The organism is Marinobacter sp. MIT932201, assembly GCF_047123295.1.
Classification (GTDB): domain Bacteria; phylum Pseudomonadota; class Gammaproteobacteria; order Pseudomonadales; family Oleiphilaceae; genus Marinobacter; species Marinobacter salsuginis.
The window spans coordinates 1,981,436-2,006,239 of record NZ_CP138917.1 but is presented as its reverse complement, the minus strand read 5'-3'; the positions used below and the strand labels follow the sequence as shown (position 1 = coordinate 2,006,239).

General features: G+C 57.9%; 16 protein-coding genes and 1 pseudogene. 2 read left to right on the top strand and 15 right to left on the bottom strand.

What is annotated here, in order from left to right; translation table 11 throughout:
• The first annotated feature begins 30 nt into the window (after nucleotides 1-30).
• The gene (locus SIC15_RS09030) at nucleotides 31-663 is read left to right on the top strand and encodes a CBS domain-containing protein (RefSeq protein ID WP_412537503.1); all 633 of its coding nucleotides are present in this window, start codon (nucleotides 31-33) and stop codon (nucleotides 661-663) included.
• An 11-nt stretch (nucleotides 664-674) separates the two neighbouring features.
• On the opposite strand, the gene SIC15_RS09025 is transcribed toward SIC15_RS09030, so the two are convergent.
• The 5 genes from SIC15_RS09025 to SIC15_RS09005 all read right to left on the bottom strand — a co-directional run bounded on the left by SIC15_RS09025 (nucleotide 675) and on the right by SIC15_RS09005 (nucleotide 10,988).
• Complete coding sequence (locus SIC15_RS09025; protein ID WP_412537502.1) at nucleotides 675-3,425, bottom strand: hypothetical protein; 2,751 nt, start codon at nucleotides 3,423-3,425, stop codon at nucleotides 675-677.
• Between the two features lie 143 nt (nucleotides 3,426-3,568).
• On the bottom strand, nucleotides 3,569-5,605 hold the full coding sequence (gene ligA, locus SIC15_RS09020) for an NAD-dependent DNA ligase LigA (protein WP_412537501.1): 2,037 nt from the start codon (nucleotides 5,603-5,605) through the stop codon (nucleotides 3,569-3,571).
• Nucleotides 5,606-5,678: 73 nt separating this feature from the next.
• On the bottom strand, nucleotides 5,679-6,686 hold the full coding sequence (gene zipA / locus SIC15_RS09015; RefSeq protein WP_412537500.1) for a cell division protein ZipA: 1,008 nt from the start codon (nucleotides 6,684-6,686) through the stop codon (nucleotides 5,679-5,681).
• 122 nt (nucleotides 6,687-6,808) lie between these two features.
• Nucleotides 6,809-10,303, bottom strand: a complete 3,495-nt coding sequence (gene smc, locus SIC15_RS09010) for a chromosome segregation protein SMC (protein WP_412537499.1) — start codon at nucleotides 10,301-10,303, stop codon at nucleotides 6,809-6,811.
• 1 nt (nucleotide 10,304) lies between these two features.
• Nucleotides 10,305-10,988 carry a GntR family transcriptional regulator gene (locus SIC15_RS09005; RefSeq protein WP_064228107.1) on the bottom strand — a complete coding sequence of 228 codons (684 nt, stop codon included), beginning with the start codon at nucleotides 10,986-10,988 and terminating at the stop codon, nucleotides 10,305-10,307.
• 285 nt (nucleotides 10,989-11,273) lie between these two features.
• On the opposite strand from SIC15_RS09005, the gene SIC15_RS09000 reads away from it, so the two are divergent.
• Complete coding sequence (locus tag SIC15_RS09000; RefSeq protein WP_064228106.1) at nucleotides 11,274-12,200, top strand: GGDEF domain-containing protein; 927 nt, start codon at nucleotides 11,274-11,276, stop codon at nucleotides 12,198-12,200.
• A gap of 3 nt (nucleotides 12,201-12,203) precedes the next feature.
• On the opposite strand, the gene rluB is transcribed toward SIC15_RS09000, so the two are convergent.
• From rluB to SIC15_RS08950, 10 genes and pseudogenes are all read right to left on the bottom strand, one after another.
• Nucleotides 12,204-13,187, bottom strand: coding sequence for a 23S rRNA pseudouridine(2605) synthase RluB (gene rluB / locus SIC15_RS08995; RefSeq protein WP_222464365.1), 984 nt, complete (start codon nucleotides 13,185-13,187; stop codon nucleotides 12,204-12,206).
• Between the two features lie 39 nt (nucleotides 13,188-13,226).
• Nucleotides 13,227-13,865, bottom strand: coding sequence for an SMC-Scp complex subunit ScpB (scpB, locus tag SIC15_RS08990; protein WP_064228104.1), 639 nt, complete (start codon nucleotides 13,863-13,865; stop codon nucleotides 13,227-13,229).
• 42 nt (nucleotides 13,866-13,907) lie between these two features.
• On the bottom strand, nucleotides 13,908-14,741 hold the full coding sequence (locus SIC15_RS08985) for a segregation and condensation protein A (RefSeq protein WP_064228103.1): 834 nt from the start codon (nucleotides 14,739-14,741) through the stop codon (nucleotides 13,908-13,910).
• A 59-nt stretch (nucleotides 14,742-14,800) separates the two neighbouring features.
• Nucleotides 14,801-15,976 (bottom strand): tryptophan--tRNA ligase, encoded by a 1,176-nt coding sequence (locus SIC15_RS08980; RefSeq protein ID WP_069185072.1) that lies wholly within the window; start codon nucleotides 15,974-15,976, stop codon nucleotides 14,801-14,803.
• 159 nt (nucleotides 15,977-16,135) lie between these two features.
• Nucleotides 16,136-17,008 carry a succinate--CoA ligase subunit alpha gene (gene sucD / locus SIC15_RS08975; RefSeq protein WP_064228102.1) on the bottom strand — a complete coding sequence of 291 codons (873 nt, stop codon included), beginning with the start codon at nucleotides 17,006-17,008 and terminating at the stop codon, nucleotides 16,136-16,138.
• Nucleotides 17,008-18,174, bottom strand: a complete 1,167-nt coding sequence (gene sucC / locus SIC15_RS08970; RefSeq protein WP_064228101.1) for an ADP-forming succinate--CoA ligase subunit beta — start codon at nucleotides 18,172-18,174, stop codon at nucleotides 17,008-17,010. Before sucC ends, sucD begins: the two co-directional genes overlap by 1 nt.
• 36 nt (nucleotides 18,175-18,210) lie before the next feature.
• A pseudogene (lpdA, locus tag SIC15_RS08965) lies at nucleotides 18,211-19,654 on the bottom strand (dihydrolipoyl dehydrogenase).
• A 35-nt stretch (nucleotides 19,655-19,689) separates the two neighbouring features.
• A complete protein-coding gene (gene odhB / locus SIC15_RS08960) occupies nucleotides 19,690-20,919 on the bottom strand; it encodes a 2-oxoglutarate dehydrogenase complex dihydrolipoyllysine-residue succinyltransferase (RefSeq protein ID WP_209397840.1) in 1,230 nt (409 codons plus the stop codon).
• A gap of 25 nt (nucleotides 20,920-20,944) precedes the next feature.
• Nucleotides 20,945-23,782 (bottom strand): 2-oxoglutarate dehydrogenase E1 component, encoded by a 2,838-nt coding sequence (locus SIC15_RS08955; RefSeq protein WP_064228098.1) that lies wholly within the window; start codon nucleotides 23,780-23,782, stop codon nucleotides 20,945-20,947.
• Nucleotides 23,783-24,094: 312 nt separating this feature from the next.
• Nucleotides 24,095-24,799: a succinate dehydrogenase iron-sulfur subunit gene (locus tag SIC15_RS08950; RefSeq protein WP_064228097.1), complete on the bottom strand. Its 705-nt coding sequence runs from the start codon at nucleotides 24,797-24,799 to the stop codon at nucleotides 24,095-24,097.
• Between the last annotated feature and the right edge of the window lie 5 nt (nucleotides 24,800-24,804).

Genomic DNA, 24,804 nt, shown 5'->3' with positions numbered 1-24,804 from the left:
GAAAGAGTGGCATAGTCACGGAGAGAACCCATGTCCATTTATGTCAGCGAACCCGGCCGACCGGTCGGCACCCGGCTACCGGAGACATTCCGGGCAAGGCCCGTGGGCGATGTCACGGAGCTGGCAGAAACCAAGGCGATCAATCCCGGCAGGAGCGAGGCAACAGACGCAGAATTTCAGCAGGCGGCTAATGCCGGTCGGCACAAGGCTTTGGAGGAATATGGGGCAGCGGCAGCCGGCGAGCGTCGCGAAGATCGCGCTTACCTGCCCGTATCCCGTATTTCATCACCGGCACTTTACTCGGTGCAGGCTTCAGCAACCATTTCCGAAGCGCTGTCAGTGATGGATGAGCATCAGGTTCATCACCTGGTGATCATGGCGGAAAACAACGTGGCTGGCCTTGTTGATCTGCGCTGGCTCCTTGGTTGGCTGCACGATCACGACGCCAATGCCATGACCCAGAGCCTGGTTCACATTGAGCTTCCCGCCTTTCTGACGGCCTCTCCCGAAACCGACGCCCACCAACTCGCCAGGCTGATGCTGGCCCATCAGCTCAATGCCGCACTGGTGGTAGACGCCAGTGGCGCAGCCGCGGGCATCGTAACCAGTACGGACTACCTCAAGCTATACGCCAGCTCTGGGCGACACGAGGGGACAGTTTAGCGCCCGGCCAGCTAGTTCAGTGGCGTCAACAGCTGACCCTCGGGGCTGAACAGAAGCACGTACCAGTCACTGCCCGTTCTGCTGAGCGCGACGATCTCGTCCTCCCGGTAATTCGTCAGAGCGACTATTTCCGAGTTGTCCACCGCAAGCTGATAGCGCCAGTCGTTTCTGAAGCCGGTGTCTTCACCCTCAGTCTCCGCTTCCGGAACCAGCGATACCCGGGCAACAATGCCCTGCTCCATGCCCGACACGACACCTTCACTGGCAAAATCTCCGTTCGTGGAACCCGCAACAACCATGTCACCATCGAAACCGGTCAAGCCCTGAAGTGTTTCAGTAGCCTGGTCGTTTTCATCATTCAGGGAAAAGGCACGACTCACGAGGCCTGAGGAGGAGTAACCCAGAAGGAACCCTGCCGTACTGGAGAGCAGCTCCCGCTCCAATTCAGGGTCCTCTTCCTCCTGCTCCAGCACAGAGTACACCCCATCACTGGCACCTATCAGCCAGAGCGTGCTGCCCTGGAACAGACCATTGGATACCGGTTCATCCCCGGCAGTGCCCACCTGTTTGACACTGAGTTCGCTGGTTGCACTGGACGCGGTGTAGAAGAAAGCATCAATGCCTCCTATTACCGGAACGCCTTCCACAGAGCCCGCCGCGGAGCCAAATAACCCAGGGCTGATAGACTCGATACTGCCGCCGGCGACGCTGTCATCGGCAGCCGACCCCACTTGGCGGGTCCATGCCACCGCGGGCTGCTGGGTATTGCCGTCCAGCTCCGTATCAATACGCTGCAAAAAGCTGTCCGTGCCGCCCGCTGCCTGCTGCTGATCAAAAACACCATCGGTTTCACCTGCCAACACCACATAGCCGGTGTCCCGGTTTATTCCGGCCCAGCGCACCTGATCGTCGGCATCCGTCCCGGTCCGGGTCTTCCAGGTTGGAACGTATTCGCCACCGTTGGATGCGGAATCAAACCAGTACAGGGAGGTTACAACATCCTTGCCACCGAGTGCGGTGGTGCCCTCGACCGGTTGATCGGTGCTGTACGCGACGACAAATTCAAATCGGTCTACTCTGGTGCCACCCTCGGTCACCTTACGCTGTACCACGTTAATGACCGGATCTGGCGAAATCAGGCTGTCACCGGCAGAGGAAATGGCCACCTGCTGTAACTGGGCACCGCGCTGGTCGAAAATCCGCACCAGTACCCTATTGTTATCCTGAGTGTCGAAGCCTGCGACAAACAGCCTTCCGTCGTGCCCCATGGCAAGGTCCGTGGCAACAAAGCCATTACCGCCGTTCAGCGCGAGGGGCGTTGTCAGCTCGTTGAGGCTGATACGGAGCAGGTTGTCAGATTTAGCCCGGGCGTAGTCCTCGCGGCCAGCCTGGAAACTCTCATTGATGCCAAGCAATATGAATCGGTCACTGAAGGCCGGATTGGCGTAGCTGCCCGCGGGTACCCGGATCCGGAATGGCACTTCGTCGGTTCCCTCGGGGAAAACCAGCTCGTCGTTCTCAACCCAGTTGCCGCCTTCCAACCGCTCGATAACGAACTCGGAATCAAGCCTCGCCGTAGAGTCTTCGGTATGGCTGAGTTTGGCAAAAATATCCCGGTCTCTGTCGCCGGAAAGCGTGGCAACATACTCGCGCACATCACCCACGTTCAGGGTATCCCTGCCCCCACCTTTTACCGTTTCGAGGGACAGGACGGGCTCGTTATCCTGAATCGAAAGATTGGTGACGACGCCACCGTTACCGCTTCCGAGGCCCGCCAGACCGGAGCGCACTTCGGTGAGAGCCAGCCTGAGGGATTCAACCGGCTCAGCAAAACTGTCCTCGACCACTTCCAGCGGCAGATAACACTCGGTAATACCTGGCTCAAGGGTGATGACACCCCGGGTATAGAAGCCCTGCTCATCGAGCTCATAGTCGATGTAGTCGAGTTCATTCTCACCGGTTTCGTCCAGCGGTGCGGGACTGTTACTGCCCAATCCAACGATGTCCTTGCCCAGAATGGCATCACCAGCGTTGGAGGCACTGTAATCGCAATTCTGGTGTGGAGGCGAGAATCCGACGTCGCAGCTGGAGGCGTCATAATCAGACAGCAGCTCAAAGGCGACCGCAACCCGGGTAACCGACGGTTGATCGAGGATTACCTTGACGAAAACGCGGCGCGTCGGAAGTGTCAGATCTTTGGTGCCGGAGACCGAGCCGTCGTCGTTGTAGAGATTAATGGTAAAACTGTGCTCACCGCCGGTCTCCAGATCCGGCAAGGCGCATTGTTCGCGATTGCTTGCCGGAATCTCCGGGCTTTCGCCCTCCGTGAACGGCTCGGCATCCAGGGACATCACGTTGTATTTAACATCGATATCAAACGGTTGGGCGCCCGCCATGCGGCCATCGGTTGTTACCAGGTTGATATCTTCGGTTTTGCCAAGGTCTGCCTCTCCCCTGCTACCGCCTGTAAGCCCAGGAACGCCACGCATTATGATGCCCTGCCGGGCTTTGTTACTGGTGTCTTCGAGCGCCAGCCAGGACGGCGCGTTGGTCAAGGAATAGTCAAGGATGTCCTCGCCACCGTAGGCCCCGAAGTTGTAGGAGTACTCAACGCCGAGATAGGCAAACACCGGGGGCACGCCGAGAATGGTGGGCTGATCGGGATCTTTTTCCGTCTTGCAGCCAGAGAGCCCGAGCGAAAGCAGGGCCAGAAAGACAAGTTGGCGAACGGGATGAATGCGGGAGTAAAAATCGGCGCCCATGGAAAAATCCGTTTCAATCGTTGTTATTGTGGTAGCGACCGCCGGGTGAAGCAGAAACACCGGGCGGTTTACACACCGTTACAGAACAACGCCATGGTAGCCAATTTGTTACGCAGGGGATCTGCGCGAGTTCTCAGATTCGGTTAGCCCGCATCCACGCCATGCTCATGCAGCAGAGCAACCAGGCCCGCCTCATCCAGGACAGGGACCTCCAACTGTTCGGCCTTCGCCAGCTTGGAACCCGCGGCCTCGCCCGCTACCACGCAGGCGGTCTTTTTGGAGACGCTTCCGGCCACCTTGGCTCCCAGAGACTCCAGCTTTTCTTTGGCTTCGTCACGAGTCATTCCGGAGAGCGTGCCCGTCAGCACCCAGGTTTGGCCTTTCAGGGGCTTGTCCCCTTTCTGGATCTGCTCTTCCTGCCACTCCACGCCGGCGTCCCGCAGGGCATCCAGGGTTTCCCGGTTATGGGTCTGTTCGAAGAAGCTGCGAATATGACCAGCGACAATCGGCCCGACATCGGGAACTGACTGCAGGCTTTCTTCATCGGCGGCGGCAATGGCCTCGAGAGTCCCGAAGTGCGAAGCCAGGCCCTTGGCGGTGGCCTCCCCCACCTCGCGAATCCCAAGCGCGTATAGAAAACGCCATAGAACGGGTTTTCTGGCTTTATCGATGGCAGCGACCAGGTTGGCGGCCGACTTCTCCCCCATCCGCTCAAGTTTGACCAGATCATCGGTGGTCAGGTGATAAAGGTCGGCCACGGTTTTTACCATGCCCTGATCAACCATGATGTCGATCCATTTGTCACCCAGCCCTTCAATGTCCAGGGCTTTCCGGGAAGCGTAGTGACGGATGGCTTCTTTGCGCTGGGCCGGACAGAACAGGCCGCCAGAGCATCGGGCTACCGCTTCCCCTTCAATCTGGATAACGTCGGAATCGCAGACCGGGCAATGGGCGGGCAATTCCACTTCCCTGGCGCCCGACGGACGCTTTTCGGGAACCACCTTGACCACCTGAGGTATCACATCACCGGCGCGACGGATAAACACGGTATCGCCGATGCGAACATCCAGCCGGCGGATTTCGTCCATGTTGTGGAGAGTGGCGTTGCTGACCGTCACGCCACCGACAAACACAGGCTTGAGACGGGCCACCGGGGTAACGGCACCCGTTCGACCCACCTGGAACTCCACATCCTCAATAACGGTGAGCTCTTCCTGCGCCGGGAACTTGTGGGCAATCGCCCAGCGCGGCGCCCTGGAGACAAAACCCAGGGCATTTTGCTGGTCAAGGCGGTTCACCTTGAACACTATGCCGTCAATTTCATATGGCAGCGTGTCCCGCTTGGCCATTAGCTCGCTGTAGGCCTCAAGGCACTCCTCCACGCCTTTCGCCTTGCGCATCTCGGGATTGATCCGGAAACCCCAACTCTGAACGCGCTGAAGGCCATCCCACTGGGTATCGGGCAACAGGCTCTCGTCCGTCACGGCAACACTGTAGGCGCACATTTCCAGCGGACGCTTCGCCGTTACCGTGGACTTTTTCTGCCTGAGACTGCCAGCCGCCGCGTTCCGGGGGTTTACGAAGGTTTTCTCTCCGCGCTCGGCCAGTCGACGGTTCAGTTGCTCGAAACCGTCCTTGGGCATGTAAACTTCGCCACGGATCTCTACAAGGTCCGGCACATCTTCGCCCCGCAGCTTCAATGGCACCGAAGGGATCGTTCGGATATTGGCGGTGATGTCCTCTCCGGAGTAGCCATCACCCCGGGTTGCGGCAGTGGTGAGGGCGCCATTCTCGTAGTGCAGACTGACCGCCAGCCCATCGAGCTTGGGTTCGCACACGTACTCCACGTCCTCGCTGATGCCCAGCCGGTCCCTCACCCTCCGATCGAATTCCCGCAGTTCGTCCTCATTGAAGGCGTTGTCCAGCGACAACATAGGCAGCCGGTGAACCACCTCCTCGAAACTGGTTTCCGCGGCACTGCCAACCCGCCGGGTGGGCGACGTATCTGAGGCCAGCTCCGGATAATCGGCTTCCAGGGTCTGCAGCTCACGGAACAACCTGTCATATTCCGCATCGGGAATACGGGGATCGTCCAGCACGTAGTACCGGTAGTTGTGATCATCAATAACCGAACGGAGTTCTTCTACAAGCTGGGTAATATCGGGCGTGGCTTTGCTCATGGACTGGCACTCTCGTTTCTCAAAAAAATGCCCGGATCGAACCGGGCATCGGGCCATCTGTTACCGCCTGGTTTCACACTTTCTGGGAACGCTGCTTACGCTCAAACTCGCGGATTCTCTGGCGGCAGTGCTCGATCGTTTGCGGGGTCATCACGCTTCGGCGCTCGTCTTTCAGTTCCCCGCCAAGGTTACGTACCACTGCCTGGGCGGTTTCGAGCATGAAGTCGAATGCCTGCAGCGCATTGGTGGGCCCCGGCATACTCATGAAAAAGCTGATCCCGGGCGTGGTGAGGGCCGGCATATCCCCGGGTTTGAATGTGCCGGGTTCCACGGCGTTGGCAACACTGAACTGCACAGGGCTGGTGGTATCGGATTCTTCATGGCGGTGGTATATGTCCATGTCTCCGTGCTCCAGACCGCACGCTTCGAACAGCTTCTTCAACGCCGGCCCCTTGAAGTCCTCGTCGCTCTTCGCCAACACGTTGATGACGATCACTTCCCTGGCCTCAGGGCGATTCGCGCCCGCCAGAGGTTGACCGGCCGACGGTCGGGAGGGCTCACGCCGGGCAGTGTCCTCTTCCACTTCGGTCGTGACCGTTGGCGGGACGGCTTCCTCATCATCTTCAATGGCACCCCAGCCGGATTCGAGCTCGGTTTCCTCAGGCTCCTGACTGGAAAGTCCGAAATCGGGCTCCGACTCCACTGACTCTTCGTAGCGCTCAGCCACGGGTTCGGTTTCCGGTTGTGGATCCGGTTCTGACGATTCGGGCTGCTCCGATTTGGCAGTGGCGGTGACAGGACGGGTCGGCTTGGGCTTTGGGGACGCGAATCGGCTGGGCTTTTCCCGCTTCACATAGCCCCGTTCTTCGAGGGTATCGCGGGAAATGGTTCGTGCTCCGCCATTGGGCAACTCGGGGTTGTACTCGTCGTCGAGTGGCGAATCCTCCAGCTCGTCGGCGCCCATACCGGATGAAATCGCCATGGATTCCTTACGGGCGCGCCGCATCCGGCGCACGCCATCAATGACAATGCCGATTATAACCAGGGTACCGATGGCAATTAACCATTCCCTAAGTGACATAGTGCTGCTGTCCTGTTTGCAGATCCCGTAACGTTGCTACTCTAAGAAAAGCCCGTAATGAATACAACGCACACCCGGGCCAGATGGCGTTTTTGTCATGGTTGCCCGAATTCTGAACAGCCTCAAGCCTCCGCGAGGGCTGCGGCTTCGTCCACGTCTACCGACACCAGCCGCGAACATCCCGGTTCATGCATGGTGACCCCCATCAACTGATCCGCCATCTCCATCGCAATCTTGTTGTGGGTAATGTAGATGAACTGAACCTGCTTCGACATCTCCTTGACCATATTGGCATAGCGACCCACGTTGGCATCATCCAACGGTGCATCCACCTCATCCAGCATACAGAAGGGTGCCGGGTTCAGCTGAAAAATCGAGAACACCAAAGCAATCGCCGTGAGGGCCTTTTCACCACCTGACAACAGATGGATGGTGCTGTTCTTCTTGCCAGGAGGCCGGGCCATGATCGCAACGCCGGTTTCCAGAAGATCCTCGCCGGTAAGCTCCAGATAGGCATTACCACCTCCAAACACCTTCGGGAAGAGCGCCTGGAGGCCACCGTTCACCTGATCGAAGGTTTCCTTGAAGCGTTGACGGGTCTCCCGGTCGATCTTCCGGATCGCATTGTCGAGTGTTTCCAGGGCTTCCATCAGATCTTCGTGCTGGGAATCCAGGTAGGTCTTGCGCTCGCTCTGTACCTGGTACTCCTCGATAGCCGCGAGGTTGATGGCGCCCAGCCGTTGTATCCGGTTGCCGATGCGCTCCAGCTCGTCAGCCCAATCTTTCTCATTCGCACCTTCAGGCAACTGCGAAAGAATGTCCTGGAGTTTTACGTCCAGCTCCTTGAGCTGCTCGATATGATTGCCAGAGCGGATTTCCAGGGCCTGGGATTCCATCTTCAGCTGTTCCAGCCTGGACCGGACTTCCTGGATGCGGTGATCGGTGCCGCTTCGGCCCTGCTCTTTCTCCCGGACCTCACGGTCGATCTCTTCCAGGGCGTCGCGCGCCGCGCCCAGCTTCTCCTCTTCCGCCAATCGGCGATCCAGCAGGCCTTCAAGCTGCATCTGCAGATCTTCAATGGGTTCCTCGGCGCTTTCCCGGGATTCCCTCAGAATCTCCAGTCGCTCATCGATACGCTCTTTCTGCAACTGCATCCGGTCAATTGTCTGCCTCAGACCGTCCCGCTGACTGTGCAGAGTCTGGAGCTGAAGCTGCAACTGATGCGCGTGGTCACGGTCGTGCCGGGCCTCCTGGCGCAGACGGTCGAGGTTCTCGCGCAGGCTGTCCCGCTGCTCGAGAAGCCGCTCTTTTTCTTCATCGCTGTCTTCACTGGACGCCAGCGCCAGCTGCCATTCTTCCCGAGCCTCCTGCAGGCTCTCTTTCTGGCCCTCCAGGTTTTCAGAGACATCCTCGATATCGTCCCGGATTCTCTGCAGACGGGCGTCAATCTGCTCGGCTCGGGCTCGCAGGCCGCTGACTCTCGACGACAGCGAGCTCAGCTCGCGGTCTGCCTCGCTCAAACGGGCCTGGGCCTCATCCCGGGCAGATTCGGAGCGCTCTGCGCGCTCGTGCAATGCGTCCAGTTTCTCGCTGGCCGCCTCCAGTGCTTCCTCAGCCTCTGTCAGTTGCGAAGCCAATTCGGTAACTTTCTTTTGTCGTTCAATCACCCCGACCTGGCCTGCGTCCGAGTCCGGCATCAATACCCAATCCCGGGAAACCCAGACGCCTTCCGGGGTCATCAGGCTCTGCCCTTTCTGGAGCCCGGCTCGCATACCCATGGCATCGGAAACCGTTTCCACCGCGTCAATGCCATGAAGCAACGAGGCAATTCCTGGCACACCGGAAACCTTGGCCGCCAGGCCTGTTGTTCCAGCATTATCAGACGCCCCGGCTTCAACAAGTGCCAGGCCCCTTGGCGCTTCTCTCATCGCCGAGGAGAGCTGGTCGATGTCGGGGAGACAGAGGCCCTGGGTAAAACGCCCGATAACCTGTTCAACCGCAAACTCCCAGCCATCGGCAATATCGAGCTGGCTGGCAACCCGGGGCATATCGCTGAGGGCGTTCTGTGACAGCCAGGATTGCAGAACATCATCCCCGGCCCCCATCTGCTCATCCAGAAGGGACTGCTGGGACTCCAGAGAGGCGCGAAGGCTCTGGACCCGTTGCCGCTCCTCCGAGACGGCCTGCTCGGCGTCACGCTGATGCTGCCGGGCGTCGTAGAGCTCATCCTGGATCGCCGCAATGCGCTCAGCCGCTTCTTCCCGTTTAAGCTCCAGTGTTTCTTGCTGTTCCAGCAGCTCCTCAAGTTCCGCCCGATCCATCTGGCCTTCCAGCAATTCCTGCTCATCCTGCAGTTTGCGTTGCCGAGTGAGCAGTTGCTCAATGGCGTCTTCGAGCGAGCGAATCCTGGACTGGGCCAACTCGGCCTGGCGCCGGGCATCCGACGAGCGGGCGCTGAAATCTTCCCATTGGTGCTGCCAGTCGCTCATGGCGTCTTCGGCCTGCTGCAGTTTCTCGCCCGACTCTTCAGAGCGTATCGCCAACGCTTCCTGTTCGGGCTCCATCATGTCCAGCTCTTCCTGGATACCCGCCAGCTTGTCCTCGTCTTGCTCCAGTTCCCTGGCCAGTTCGCGCTGGTTGGCCATGGCCTGATCCAGTTCCGCGGCCATCTGCCGGCTCCGTTCGCGCTGGTGCTCAAGACTCTGTTCGATACGGGCGATATCCGCGCCGGCCTCGTAATAGCGTGCCTGGGCCCGGTTGAAATGTTCGGTCCGTTCCTGATGATTGTCCCGGAGGGATTCGAGAGAGGTCTCAAGGCTGACGCGTTCGGTCAGGTATTTTTCGAGCTCAAGCTCGGTGTCCCGGATCTTGCCCCGCCAGACCTGCAGGTCATTGTCGAGGGATTGCCAGCGCAGTACCGTCAGTTCGGCTTTCTTCTGGCGCTCTTCCTGCTTGTAAGCCTTGTACTTTTCCGCCGCTGCCGCCTGGCGCTCCAGGTGCTGCAGTTGTCGGCCCAGCTCCTCCCTGAGGTCGGTCAGCCGTTCCAGATTTTCCTGGGTCCGACGGATGCGATTCTCCGTTTCCCGGCGACGTTCCTTGTATTTTGAGATGCCGGCCGCTTCCTCAATGTAGATCCGGAGCTCTTCCGGTTTTGCCTCGATCAGGCGGGAGATCATGCCCTGCTCGATAATGGCGTAGCTCCGCGGGCCAAGGCCAGTCCCCAGGAACAGATCGGTAATGTCCCGACGCCGGCACTTGGAGCCGTTCAGGAAGTATTCGGATTGCCCTTCGCGAGAAACCCGGCGGCGAACAGAGATTTCGTTGAATTTCGCAAATTCACCCGGGGCCGAGCCATCGCTGTTATCGAACACCAGTTCTATGGAGGCCTGACCTACCGGCTTTCTTGCGCTGGAGCCGTTGAAGATAACGTCTGTCATGGATTCGCCGCGCAGGTACTTGGCGGAGCTCTCCCCCATGACCCAACGCACCGCATCGATGATGTTGGACTTGCCGCACCCATTGGGGCCGACCACGGCAGTCATGTTCGATGGGAACGGCACAGTGGTTGGATCAACGAAGGATTTGAAGCCAGCCAGTTTGATGGACTTCAGACGCATATCAGGCGCTCGCCTCCTGCCGGAGAATCGTCAACACCTGCTGCCGCTGGTGTTCACCAAAGGCCTGTATGACCGCTTGCAATCGTTCGGCGTCGTCATCAACGGCAGCCTCGGCCAACTGCCGGAAGAAGGTCGCGGTTTCCCCGATTTCTTCCCGGAAGTGCTCCAACGCCACAAAATAGGTTCGGCTGATGGCCGGCCGGAAGTTCTCGAGAGTTTCCTCAAGAAAGGGGTTCTCAACCAGCCCATAGGCGTAGCGCATTACCCCGAATCCGGCGTCGATGACCTGCTCGGCAGCGTCAGCGCTGGTCGCGTTGAGGGCGTCAATGACCGCCTGCAGTTCACGGACCTGACCCATGACACCACCAAGCTCTTTGCCGGACCAACGTTCAAGTACCTTTCGTCCGAGCATGCAGAGAAGATCGATGTAGATATCGTAGAGGCTGTTGACGCTCTCGGGCGTCAGGCTGGAGACAACCGCGCCCCGCCTCGGGAAAATTTCGATCAGATGGCGGCGCTCCAGAATAAGTAGCGCTTCCCGCACAGAGCCACGGCTGACATTCAGTTCACCCGACACTTTCAGTTCCTGAATGCGTTCGCCGGGTTTGAGATCTCGCGTGATGATTCTTTGCCCCAGATGCTGGGCAATTTGTTCAGACAGACTTTCCGGGGCCTGAAACCTCATAAAGTTGGTCACTCATTCCTGAAGACGGCACGATTTCAAACGCAGAAGTTTACCACAGGGAATCTATAGCCCCACCCCTTGTCTGACATTTTGAGCGGTCAGGAACGCATCACGGCAAATCACTGCCGGTTTTTTGACAGCAATTCCTGAACTACCGCGGAAAAATCATAAATTGAGTGAAAAATAGTTCATTAGCATCTGTTTTTATTGTTATTTTTTAAGTAGGCACGGTTTCTGCTTTTGACCCCGAAAGCACTGTAAATTTCTGCGACAGAGTGAACCGTAGTGAAAAACATACCGTCGATCCATCAGTCTCCTTCCCAGCCCCAGAAACTGGCTGCGCTGCGTCAGGCACATCAGGACTGGACCAATACGCCGGATGTGCTCGCAAGACTGACACGACGGCTCTCGACTACCCTGTCGCTGGAGCAACAGCTGGCCATCCTGGCCGAAGAACTGGTCGCCATTATCCCGTTCAGTTCCCTCAACTACCGCCACCGGATCGGTAAACAGGATTTCGTCTATGCCACCGGCATGGGCGGCCCGCACCGCTGCGAGTATCGTCTGAGCCTTGAGGGCGTCAATTACGGGACTCTTGTGCTGCAACGCCGTCAGAGGTTCACCGAACAGGAGCTAGAGGGCATCGAGATAATTCTGGGCGCGGCCATCTGCCCGATTCGTAACGCCTGCCAGTACGTCGCCATTGAGCAGGCGTCTCTGACCGATTCCCTGACCGGCATTCCCAACAAACGCGCCCTGGATGACGCGCTTCAGCGCTCCAGCCTGTTGTCGGAAAGACATGGCGAACCATATTCACTTGTGCTCTGCGACCTGGATCATTTCAAAACGATCAACGACACACACGGTCACGTGGTAGGCGACCATATCCTTCAGATCGCGGCGGCGGAGATCGAGAAGTCCATCCGCACATCTGATTCAGTGTATCGCTTTGGTGGCGAGGAATTTGCCATCCTGCTTCCGCATACCTCGGAGCAGGATGCAAAAGATGTGGCGGAGCGGGTTCGCAAAGCGATCGCGGCCATCCGGGTGGATGGCGGAGAAAAGGAGCTGAAAGTCACAACCAGCTGTGGCGTTGCTACGTTTCTGCCCCAGGAAGCCCCTCAGGCCTGGCTGGCCAGGGCTGACGAAGCGCTCTATCGTGCCAAACACCAGGGTCGTAACTGCACCCGGGTGTTTGCCACCATTTCGTAACGCTTAACCGCGCGGCGTTTTGCTTCGGGCTCTCTCTGGCCTGGGAGCACGCCCGGCGGGCCTGGCGGGCTTGGTGTCGCTGACCGCCCATTTATTGCCAGGAGTTTTCTTTCCGGACCGGCCAGGGCTTTTTCGCCTCTGGCGATCGTGGGCTGCCTTTTCGTTTGGCGTTTTCTGGGGAATCTCGACCGACTCGAGACCAACGGTTCGACTGAGGGTATCTACCGCCCGCTGATCCAGCTCTTCCCATTTTCCCACGGTCAGCCTGCTCGGCAGAAAGATCGGCCCGTAACGCACGCGTTTCAGCCGACTGACACGAACGCCCTGCGATTCCCACAGGCGACGCACCTCCCGATTGCGCCCTTCCAGCAGGGTAACGTGGAACCAGCGATTCATACCGCTGCCACCGGCCGGAGAGATATCGGTGAACTTGGCCATGCCATCTTCCAGCAGAACGCCCTGAAGCAGTCGCTCAATCATGGCGTCGTCCACTTCCCCAAAGATACGTACCGCGTATTCCCGGTCAATCTGGTTGGAAGGATGCATCAGCCGGTTCGCCAACTCTCCGTCTGTGGTAAAAAGCACCAGGCCAGTGGTGTTGATATCAAGCCGGCCAATGGAAATCCATCGATGCTCTTTAAGGCGTGGCAAACGATCAAACACCGTCGGTCTGCCCTCAGGGTCCTTTCGGGTCGTGACCTCGCCCTCGGGCTTGTTATAGATCAGCACCCGTCGCATCACTTCAGCCGCGCCGGACACTTCCAGTCGTTTGCCATCGAGCTCGAAACGGTCCTCAACGGACGCCTTCTGCCCTGGTGCCACCGGTTGTCCATTGACCAGGAGACGACCGGCTTCCATCCAGCCCTCGATTTCCCGGCGCGAACCAACACCTGCCCGGGCGAGCAATTTCTGAATACGCTCAGGGCCGCCCTGACTGGCTGGGTCACGGGCGGGTCTGGCTGGTTTGTTGGGGCGTTCTGCCGCCATGTAATCAATCCTTAGTTTCTGACTGACACCCGAATGGCGTCAGTGAAGTGTCTGGCTCGAAGATTCGTCGTCGTTCTCGGCAGTCGTGGATTCGAACTCGATCTCACCCTGCATGTTCTTTTCAATTTCCCGGCCGATTTCTTCAAGATCGCGGACTTCATTCAGGGGCGGTAGCTGGTCCAGGCCCGTGAGATTAAAGTAATCCAGGAATTGTTTCGTGGTCGCGTACATGGCCGGCCGACCCGGCACATCCCGATGCCCAACGACGCGCACCCACTCTCGCTCAAGCAGTGTACGAATGATATTGCTGCTTACCGTAACACCCCGGATGTCTTCGATTTCACCCCGGGTGATGGGCTGTCGGTAAGCAATCAGTGCCAGGGTCTCCAGCAAGGCCCGTGAATAACGCTGGGGCTTTTCCTCGAACAGTCGACCCACCCAGGGCGCATACTCCTCACGCACCTGGAGTCGGTAGCCACTGGCGACCTTCTTCAGCTCGAAGCCTCGCCCTTCACAGGCCGCTTCAAGAAGCACCATGACGTGCTCCATGACCTGTCGCGCCGGCCGCTCCTCTTCACTGAACAATTCCCGCAGCTGGTCAAGAGACAGCGGTTTGCCCGCCGCCAGCAGGGCGGCCTCGGCAATTGCCTGGATTCTCAGCAGGTGCTCTTCGTTCATGGTGTCTGATCCGTATTTCCGTGCTTCCGACTTCCAGGGGCCCTAACTTGCCGCCCTGGCGCGAACATGAATCGGCCCGAGAACTTCCGCCTGAACCACCTCGATCAACTGCTCCTTGACCAGCTCAAGCGTCGCCAGGAAGGTTACAACAACACCCAGCCGCCCCTCTTCGACCGTGAACAGGCTCTCAAAGGTCACAAAATGGTCATCCTGAAGCACCGAAAGGATTGCCGACATGCGTTCACGGGTGGACAGCTTCTCACGCTCAACATGGTGACTGGTGAACAGGTCTGCGCGCTGTAAAACACCCTGAAGGGCCAGCAGCATCTCCCTCAGATCCACATCGGGATGGGGCTGACTTGACGGCATCCTGGGCAGGGCGGCGGAGGCTGCGAAGTTATCCCGCTCCAGCCGCGGCAGTTCGTCGATATCCTCGGCGGCCTGCTTGAACCGTTCATACTGCTGAAGCCGACGAATCAGTTCGGCACGAGGATCGACCTCTTCTTCATCGTCGCTTTCCTGGCGAGGTAACAGCATCCGCGATTTGATTTCCGCCAGGGTGGCCGCCATCACCAGATATTCGGCAGCCAGTTCAAAGCGCATGGCCTCGACGGCACCGATGTAATCCATGTATTGCCGGGTAATCTCGCTGACGTCGATGTCCAGTATGTTCATGTTCTGGCGACGTATTAGGTACAGCAGAAGGTCCAGCGGGCCTTCAAACGCTTCAAGGAAGACCGCCAGAGCATCCGGCGGAATGTACAGGTCCTTGGGAAGATCCACCACCGGCTTGCCGGACACCAGCGCCAGGGGCGATTGCTCCGGGCCGGCGTCCTGAGCTTCCGGCGTCGCCTGATCGGTGGATTCTTCGGTCATAACCTTTCTCTCCGGATCGGTCCCGCGGCTCTGTGCCCGCGGGACCGATTCCTGCGGATTCAGCGGTAATGAAGCCCCATGGCCGCCCGGACTTCCTCAAGGGTATCTCTGGCAGCATCGCGGGCGTGTTCGCGACCTTCCTGGAGAATGGAATGAACCAGGTCCGGGTTGCCCTCATACTCACGCGCGCGCTCGTGGAGCGGACGCTGCTCTTCGACAATCGCGTCAATCAACGGCTTCTTGCAATCAAGGCAGCCAATGCCGGCACTGCGACAACCGGTCTGTACCCACTCCTGGGTGTCCGCGTCCGAATAGATCTTGTGCATCCCCCACACCGGGCATTTCTCGGGTTCACCCGGATCCGTACGCCGGACTCGCTGGGGATCGGTCTGCATGGTGCGGACCTTCTGGGCAACGCTGTCCGGCTCCTCCCGCAGTCCAATATAGTTGTTGTAGGACTTGGACATTTTCTGCCCATCCAGACCCGGCAACTTGGACTCCGGTGTCAACAGCGGCTGCGGCTCTGGCAGAATCACCTTGCCACCACCCTCGATGTAGCCGTACAGACGCTCGCGATCGCCCAGGGAGATGTTCTGCTGTTCTTTCAACAGCGCACGAGCAGTTTCCAGGGCGTCCATGTCGCCCTCTTCCTGGTAGCGCTTCTTCAGATTGCGGTACAGCTTGGCGTTTTTCTTGCCCATCTTCACGATGGCGCCTTCTGCCTGCTCCTCGAATCCGGGCTCACGACCGTATATATGGTTGAAGCGACGGGCGATCTCCCGGGTGATTTCAACATGGGACACCTGATCGGCACCGACCGGTACCTTCCCTGCCCGGTAAACCAGAATGTCTGCACTCTGAAGCAACGGGTAACCCAGAAATCCGTAGGTCGCCAGATCCTTCTCCCGCAGCTTCTCCTGCTGGTCCTTGAAGGTCGGCACACGTTCCAGCCAACCGAGAGGCGTAATCATCGACAGCAACAGGTGCAATTCTGCGTGCTCGGGTACCTGTGACTGAATAAACATGGTGGACGAACCCGGGTTCACACCGGCCGCCAGCCAGTCAATGACCATGTCCCAGACGCTCTGCTCAATGCCGGAGGGGTCGTCATAGTTGGTGGTCAGGGCGTGCCAGTCCGCCACAAAGAAAAAGCATTCGAATTCATGCTGGAGTTTAACCCAGTTTTTCAGCACACCGTGGTAGTGGCCAAGGTGAAGCTTGCCGGTCGGACGCATGCCGGACAAAACCCTTTGCTGGGAATCTACAGAACTCAAAGCACGAACTCCTTATTTGATATTGGAACCGCCATCATAGTTCAGGCGACCCGGCATTATAAATAAAAAACCCCCGCTCTGCAGGGCAGAAACGGGGGTTTTTGCTGAAAGAAGGCCAGCTTACCAGCCAGTGACTTCCTTCAGGGCCTGGCCGATCTCGGCCAGACTGCGGACGGTGCGAACGCCAGCGTCTTCCAGGGCGGCAAACTTCTCGTCTGCAGTACCCTTACCACCGGAGATGATGGCGCCAGCGTGGCCCATGCGCTTGCCCGGAGGCGCAGTAACACCAGCGATGTAGGAAACCACCGGCTTGGTGACGTTCTGCTTGATGTAGGCCGCGGCTTCTTCTTCGGCGGTACCGCCGATCTCACCAATCATCACAATGGCTTCAGTCTCAGGATCTTCCTGCAGCAGGGCCAGAATGTCGATGAAGTTCGAGCCCGGGATCGGGTCGCCACCGATACCGATACAGGTGGACTGACCGTAGCCGAAGTCGGTGGTCTGCTTGACCGCTTCGTAAGTCAGGGTACCTGAGCGGGACACGATACCAACCTTGCCCTTCTTGTGGATGTGGCCAGGCATGATGCCGATCTTGCACTCGTCCGGAGTGATAACACCCGGGCAGTTGGGACCAATCATGCGAACGCCCTTGCGATCCACGTATTCCTTGGCGTACAGCATATCGATGGTCGGGATACCTTCAGTGATACAGACGATCAGCTGAATGCCGGCATCCGCGGCTTCGATAATAGCGTCTTTACAGAAAGGCGCCGGTACGTAGATAACGGTCGCCTCTGCGCCGGTTGCTTCAACGGCGTCACGAACGGTGTTGAACACCGGAAGGCCGAGGTGCTCAGTGCCACCCTTGCCGGGGCTAACGCCGCCAACCATCTTGGTGCCGTAGGCAATTGCCTGCTCTGAGTGGAAGGTGCCCTGTGCGCCGGTAAAGCCCTGACAGATAACCTTGGTGTCTTTGTTAATCAGGATGCTCATTATTTACCCCCTGCGGCTTTAACAACTTGCTCTGCCGCATTCGACAGACTGGTAGCGGCAATGATGTTCAGGCCGCTATCGGCGAGTACCTGAGTACCCTTCTCCGCGTTGTTGCCTTCAAGGCGAACCACAACAGGAACCTTGACGCCGACTTCCTTAACGGCACCGATGATGCCTTCTGCAATCATGTCGCAGCGAACGATACCGCCGAAGATGTTGACCAGAACCGCCTTGACGTTGGAGTCAGACAGGATGATCTTGAATGCTTCGGAAACACGCTCCTTGGTTGCACCGCCACCAACGTCCAGGAAGTTGGCAGGCTGGCCACCAGAAAGCTTGATGATATCCATGGTGCCCATTGCCAGACCAGCACCGTTGACCATGCAGCCAATGTTGCCTTCCAGGGCCACATAGTTGAGCTCCCACTTGGCCGCTTCCGCTTCCCGGGAATCTTCCTGGGAGGGATCGTGCATCTCGTGGATCTTCTTCTGGCGATACAGGGCGTTACCGTCAACACCAACTTTGGCGTCGAGGCAATGCAGGTCACCGGCCGGGGTGATAACCAGCGGGTTGATCTCTACCAGCGCGAGGTCGCACTCTTCGAACAGCTTGGCCAGGCCAATGAAAATCTTGGTGAACTGACCGATCTGCTTGCCTTCCAGGCCCAGCTTGAAGGCCAACTCACGGCCCTGGTACGGCTGAGCGCCAACCAGCGGGTCGATTTCGGCTTTCAGGATCTTCTCGGGGGTCTCTTCGGCAACCTTCTCGATCTCAACACCGCCCTCGGTGGAGGCCATGAACACGATGCGACGGGTGCCACGGTCAACGACCGCGCCCAGGTACAGTTCCTGGTCGATGTCGGTGAGGGATTCAACCAGAATCTTGCTGACCGGCTGGCCATTTTCATCAGTCTGGTAGGTTACCAGGTTCTTGCCCAACCACTTTTCGGCAAACTCACGGATCTCGTCTTTGCTTTTGACCAGCTTAACGCCACCAGCCTTACCACGGCCGCCTGCGTGCACCTGGGCCTTCACTACCCAGCCATCACCGCCGATTTCGTCAGCAGCTGCTACTGCTTCCTTGGGAGTATCACAGGCAATGCCTTTGGATACGGGCAGGCCATATTCAGCGAAAAGCTGCTTGCCCTGATATTCATGCAAATTCATAGTTAATGTCCCGAATTAAAAAATTCCTGGTTTGCGTTACTTCTTCTTGCGGCGGTTCGCGATATGAATCGCGCCACCACCGACGGCCAGAGCTGCTTCGTGCACGGACTCGGACAGAGTCGGATGTGCAAAGCAGGTCAGGGCCAGATCTTCGGCGCTGGAACCGAATTCCATGGCGATTACGCCCTGGGCAACGATTTCAGAGGCCTGGGGACCAACTACATGGAAACCGACAATGCGGTCAGTTTTTTGCGTCGGCAATGATCTTGACCAGACCGGACGCCGAGTTTGCAGCCATGGCACGACCGTTGGCCGCAAACGGGAAGGTACCTACGTTGTACTCTTCACCCTCTGCCTTCATCTGCTCTTCGGTTTTGCCAACCCAGGCAACTTCCGGCGAGGTGTAGATCACGTTGGGGATGCAGTCGTAGTTGACCTGGGGCTTGTGCCCGGCAATGCGCTCGGCAACCATGATGCCCTCTTCGGACGCCTTGTGGGCCAGCATTGGGCCGCGGACCACGTCACCGATAGCCCAGACACCCGGCGCCTCGGTCTTGCAGTTGTCATCCACGAAGATGAAACCGCGCTCGTCCATCTGCACACCGGAATCCTCGGAAAGCAGGTTATCGGTGTACGGACGACGTCCAACGGCAACAATCAGCTTGTCAAACTTGGCTTCTTGCTTGCCCTTGGAATCTTCATAGGTAACGTTGACCAGCTTGCGTTTGACTTCAGCGCCGGTCATGCGAGCACCCATGACGATGTTCAGACCCTGCTTCTGGAACTGCTTGAGTGCGTCCTTGGCAACCTGCTGATCCACCGCCGGCAGGAAGGTATCCACCGCTTCAAGGACCGTCACCTCGGAGCCCAGACGTGCCCAGACGCTGCCAAGCTCCAGGCCGATAACACCGGCACCGATCACACCCAGACGCTTGGGCACTTCGGTGAACTCGAGGGCTCCCTCGGAATCCACGATGTACTCGCCATCGAACGGCGCAGGCGGAATCTGGATCGGCTTGGAACCAGTGGCCAGAATGATGTTTTCGGCTTCGTAGGTCTTGGACTTGCCGTCCTTGTCAGTTACTTCCACTTTGCGGTTGGCCAGCAACTTGCCGTGGCCGTGGATGGAGGTAACGCCGTTGGACTTGAACAGGCCGGCGATACCGCCGGTCAGCTGCTTCACGATACCAGCCTTGCGCTCCATCATCTTGCCGATGTCCATCTTGACATCCTTGGCGATGATGCCTTGCATCTCGTAATCGTGGGTGGTTTCCTCGAACTTGTGGGAAATCTCCAGCAGTGCCTTGGAGGGAATACAGCCCACGTTCAGGCAGGTACCGCCAAGTACCTGCGCCTTGCCGTCTTCGGCGGTCCAGGATTCGACACACGCGGTCTTGAGACCCAGCTGGGCAGCCTTGATGGCAGCAACATAGCCGCCCGGGCCCGCACCAATAACAATGACGTCGTATTTATCAGACATAGTTAATCCCGTTTTCCGATACGTTTAAAGTCGACTCAGACGTCCAGCAGAATACGTGCCGGGTCTTCAAGCATTTCCTTGATGGCAACGAGGAACTGCACCGCTTCCTTGCCATCAATCATTCGGTGGTCGTAAGAAAGCGCCAGGTACATCATCGGCAGAATTTCCACCTTGCCGTTCACGGCCATCGGACGCTCCTGAATCTTGTGCATGCCCAGGATTGCAGTCTGTGGCGGGTTCAGGATCGGTGTGGAAATCAGCGAGCCGAAGATGCCGCCGTTGGTAATCGTAAAGGTACCACCGGTCATGTCTTCAATGGCCAGCTTGCCCTCTTTCGCCTTGGTACCGTATTCAACGATCTTCTTCTCGATGTCGGCCAGGCCCATGGCGTCGGAATCGCGGAGTACCGGAACGACCAGACCACGATCCGTGGATACGGCCACGCCGATATCCTGGTAACCGTGGTAAACCATGTCGTTACCATCAATGGACGCGTTTACCGCGGGGAACCGCTTCAGGGCTTCGGTGGCCGCCTTGGTGAAGAAGGACATAAAGCCAAGCTTAATACCATGACGCTTTACAAAGCTCTCCTGGTACTGCTTGCGAAGTTCCATGATTGGCGCCATGTTCACCTCGTTGAAGGTGGTCAGCATGGCTGCACTCTGCTGCGCATTGACCAGACGCTTGGCGATGCTCGCACGCAATCGGGTCATCGGCACGCGCTTCTCTGGACGCTCGCCCTGGCTGACGTTCACTTCCGGCATACCCGCCGCAGGCTGGGGCGCGGAAGCACCACCGGAGGACTTGGCACTGTCCACGTGGTTCTGAACGTCTTCCTTGGTTACACGGCCATCTTTGCCGGTACCCTTGATGCTGTTCGGATCAACGTTGTTTTCCTCGGCCAGCTTGCGCGCTGCCGGGCTCAGAATCGCTTCGCCGGAAGCGGCTTCACTCTTGGCCTCTTCTTTCGGAGCCTCTTCCTTGGCCTCTTCTTTCTTGCCCTCGGCAGGCTTGGCCTCGCCCTTGGCACCTTCCTTGAACTTGCCGACTACCTCACCACTTTCAACGGTATCGCCTTCGTTCTTGATGATTTCTTCGATCACGCCGTCAGCAGGCGCAACCACCTCAAGAACGACCTTGTCGGTCTCGATATCGACAATCAGCTCGTCACGGGAGCAGGCTTCACCCGGCTGTTTGTGCCAGGTCGCGACAGTACCTTCCGCGACCGACTCCGGGAAAACGGGGGCTTTAATCTCAGTTGACATTACAGATCCTTAGTTCGGTAGCTCGTCAAATTTCAAACGCGTCGTTAACCAGTTTCTTCTGCTCTTCAATGTGGACCGACATATGGCCACAGGCAGGAGCAGCCGAAGCGTCACGACCGGCATACTGAAGGTACAGCTTGGGATTCAGGCGGTGCAGCGCATTACGCATGTGATGCTGGCTGCAATACCAGGCACCCTGGTTCATCGGCTCTTCCTGACACCAGACAACGTGCTTGAGCTTGGTGTACTCGCTCAGGAGCTCGTCAAGGTCGTCTCCGGGGAAAGGATACAGCTGTTCGATCCGGACAATGGCGACGTCTTCACGCTCGTCCGATTTCTTCTTCTCGAGCAGATCAAAATAGACCTTGCCGGAACACAGGATCAGACGGGTGACTTTCTTCGGATCGGACGGCTCTTTCTCAGGCAGCACGGTCTTGAAGGTACCGGTGGTCAGATCGTCAAGATCGGACGTCGCTTCCTTGTGCCGCAGCAGGCTCTTGGGCGTGATGGCAACCAGAGGCTTGCGCAGCGGGCGCTTCACCTGGCGACGCAGCATATGGAATACCTGCGACGGCGTGGTCGGCACGCAGACCTGGATATTATGCTCGGCACTCAGCTGCAGGAAACGCTCGAGGCGTGCAGAGCTGTGCTCCGGCCCCTGCCCTTCGTAGCCATGAGGCAGCAGCAGGGTCAGGCCACAGAGGCGCCCCCACTTGTGCTCACCACTGGTCAGGAACTGATCGATCACGACCTGGGCACCGTTGGCGAAGTCGCCAAACTGCGCTTCCCAGACCACAAGGCCATCAGGTGCGGTGGTCGCGTAACCGTACTCGAACGCCATCACGGCTTCTTCCGAGAGCAGCGAGTCGTAAATTTCGAATTTCGGCTGGTCTTCCGACAATTGCTCAAGGGCAATATGAGTCGAGCCGTCTTTCTGGTTGTGCAGAACCGCGTGGCGATGCGAGAAGGTGCCGCGGCCAACATCCTGGCCGGTAATGCGGATCGGATGCCCTTCGTTGAGCAACGTCGCATAGGCCATGACTTCACCGTAGCCCCAGTTGATCGGCAGGGCGCCGGCGGTCATTTTCTCGCGGTCGGACACAATCTTGGAGACCTGGCGCTGGATACTGAAACCTTCAGGGACCGAGGTCAGTTTCTTGCCCAGCTTCTGAATGGTCTTCAGCGCAACGCTGGACTTGCACTTGGCCGTCCACTCGTGGCCCAGGTACGGCGTCCAGTCCACGTAGAGTTCCTTGTTGGGCTCCTTGACCAGGGATTTGACCACGTGCTCGCCATTATCCAGGGCGTCACGGTAGTCGTTCTCCATCTGCTTGGCTTCTTCCTCGGTGATAACACCGGCTTCCACCAGTTGGTCAACGTACAGGTTGCGAGTGGTCTTCAGCTTACGGATCTTCTCGTACATGACCGGCTGGGTTGCGGCCGGCTCATCCGCCTCGTTGTGACCACGACGACGATAGCAGACCAGATCGATCACCACGTCGTTCTTGAATTCGTTGCGGTAGTCCATGGCCATCTGGGTCACGAACATGACCGCTTCCGGGTCGTCCGCATTCACATGCAGGATTGGCGCCTGGATCATCTTGGCCACGTCGGTGCAGTACTCCGTGGACCGCGCATCTTCCTGTTTGCTGGTGGTGAAACCAACCTGGTTGTTGATAACAATATGAATGGTGCCACCAACGCCAAACCCACGGGTCTGGGACATCTGGAAGGTTTCCATCACAACGCCCTGGCCGGCAAACGCCGCGTCACCGTGCATGATGATTGGCACTACCTTGCTGCCATCCTCGTCGTTGCGACGGGTCTGGCGGGCCCGAACGGAGCCTTCAACCACCGGCGAAACGATTTCCAGGTGCGACGGGTTGAAAGCCATCGCCAGGTGCACTTCGCCACCCGGGGTCATTACGTTGGATGAGAAGCCCTGGTGGTACTTCACGTCACCTGAACCGGAATCGGCCAGTTTCTTGCCTTCAAACTCGTCGAAGAGTTCTCTCGGATTCTTGCCCAGAGTGTTGACCAGGACGTTCAGGCGACCACGGTGCGCCATACCCAGAACGATTTCCTTGGCGCCGTAAGAACCGGCACGCTGGATCAGCTCGTCCAGACAGGGAATGAGACTTTCGCCACCCTCAAGACCAAAGCGTTTCACACCCGGATAACGGGAACCCAGGTACTTTTCGAGACCTTCGGCAGCCGTCAGTCGCTCAAGGATGTGCTTTCGGGTGTTGTCCTCGTATGCGGGACGTGAACGAACCGGCTCCATGCGTTGCTGGAACCAGCGCTTGATGCGGGTATCGACAACGTGCATGTATTCAGCGCCAATGCTTTCGCAGTAGGTCTGGCGCAAACCATCGACAATATCTCCGAGCTTCATTGTCTCGGAGCCGAGGTTCAGTGAGCCGGTCTGGAACTCGAGGTCACGGTCAGAGTCGGACAATTCATGGAATTCGGGATCGAGGTCTTCAACCTTGGGACGTTGCCAAACACCGAGCGGGTCCAGCTTCGCTTCCTGATGGCCGCGGAAGCGATAGGCGTTAATCAGCTGGAGAACGCGAATCTGTTTCTTGTCCGCATCCGACGTTGCACTGGCGGGAACGCCGCCACTGGCTAGAAAGCGCTGGTTACGGGAGATGTGTTCGAACTGTTCGCGGATGGAAGAGTGGACAATGTCACGACCTTTGTAGCCATCGACACTGGGGAGTTTGTCGAAATAGCTGCGCCACTCTTCGGGAACGGCATTGGGGTCTGTCAGGTAGGTTTCAAAAAGCTGTTCAACATAGGCGAGATTTCCACCCTGAAGGTGGGAAGTCTGCCATAACTGCTCCATTATGCTTTCGTGCATCTTGAATAGCTCACCTTGGGCTGGTGCGGGGAGCCCGATATGGTCGGCCAGGGGTATATCTCAGTCAATACGGGTTTTTACGGGATCGACTTTGGCCACCACACCCGACATGGATGTTTTCCATTCCCCGGTGGTTTTTGTACTCAGCAAAACAGGGAGAAAACTTTATAAGTTCCCGCCACGGCTTGCGTAGTGTGCACCCGGGTAAGACTTTTGACTATAAGCCTTTGGTTGAAGGCCCCGCAAACTTGCGAGGCCTTCCGGGTACTAACCTGATCAGAACAGTATAGCGTCTGTCGCAAATCCTGCTGCTTAAGTCGCCCTTTGCAGCAGAAGATTCCGAATGTGGCCGATAGCCCTTGTGGGGTTCAGACCTTTCGGGCAGACACTGACACAGTTCATGATGCCCCGGCAGCGGAATACACTGAACGGGTCATCAAGGCCGGCAAGTCGCTCGTCCTGGGCTGTATCCCGGCTGTCCGCCAGGAAACGGTAAGCCTGAAGCAGGCCAGCAGGACCGATAAACTTGTCCGGGTTCCACCAGAATGACGGACAGGACGTGGAACAGCAGGCACAGAGAATACACTCGTACAGGCCATCCAGCTTCTGGCGGTCTTCCGGAGACTGCAGCCGCTCGATCGCGGGAGCAGGCTTGTCGTTAATCAGGTAAGGCATGACCTTTTCGTACTGCTTGTAGAAAAGACTCATATCTACAACCAGATCACGAATAACCGGCAGACCCGGCAGCGGACGCAGCACCAGCTTGTCGCCCTTCACCACCTGGGAGACCGGCGTAATACACGCCAGGCCGTTTTTGCCGTTCATGTTCATGCCATCAGAGCCACACACGCCCTCCCGGCAGGAACGACGGTAGGCCATTGAAGGATCCCGCTCCTTGATCAGGTTCAGCACATCAAGAACCATGAGATCCTTGCCTTCCGGAATATCAACATCCACGTCCTGCATGTAAGGCGCGTTGTCAGTCTCCGGGTTATAACGATAAAGGCTTACTAACATTTTCG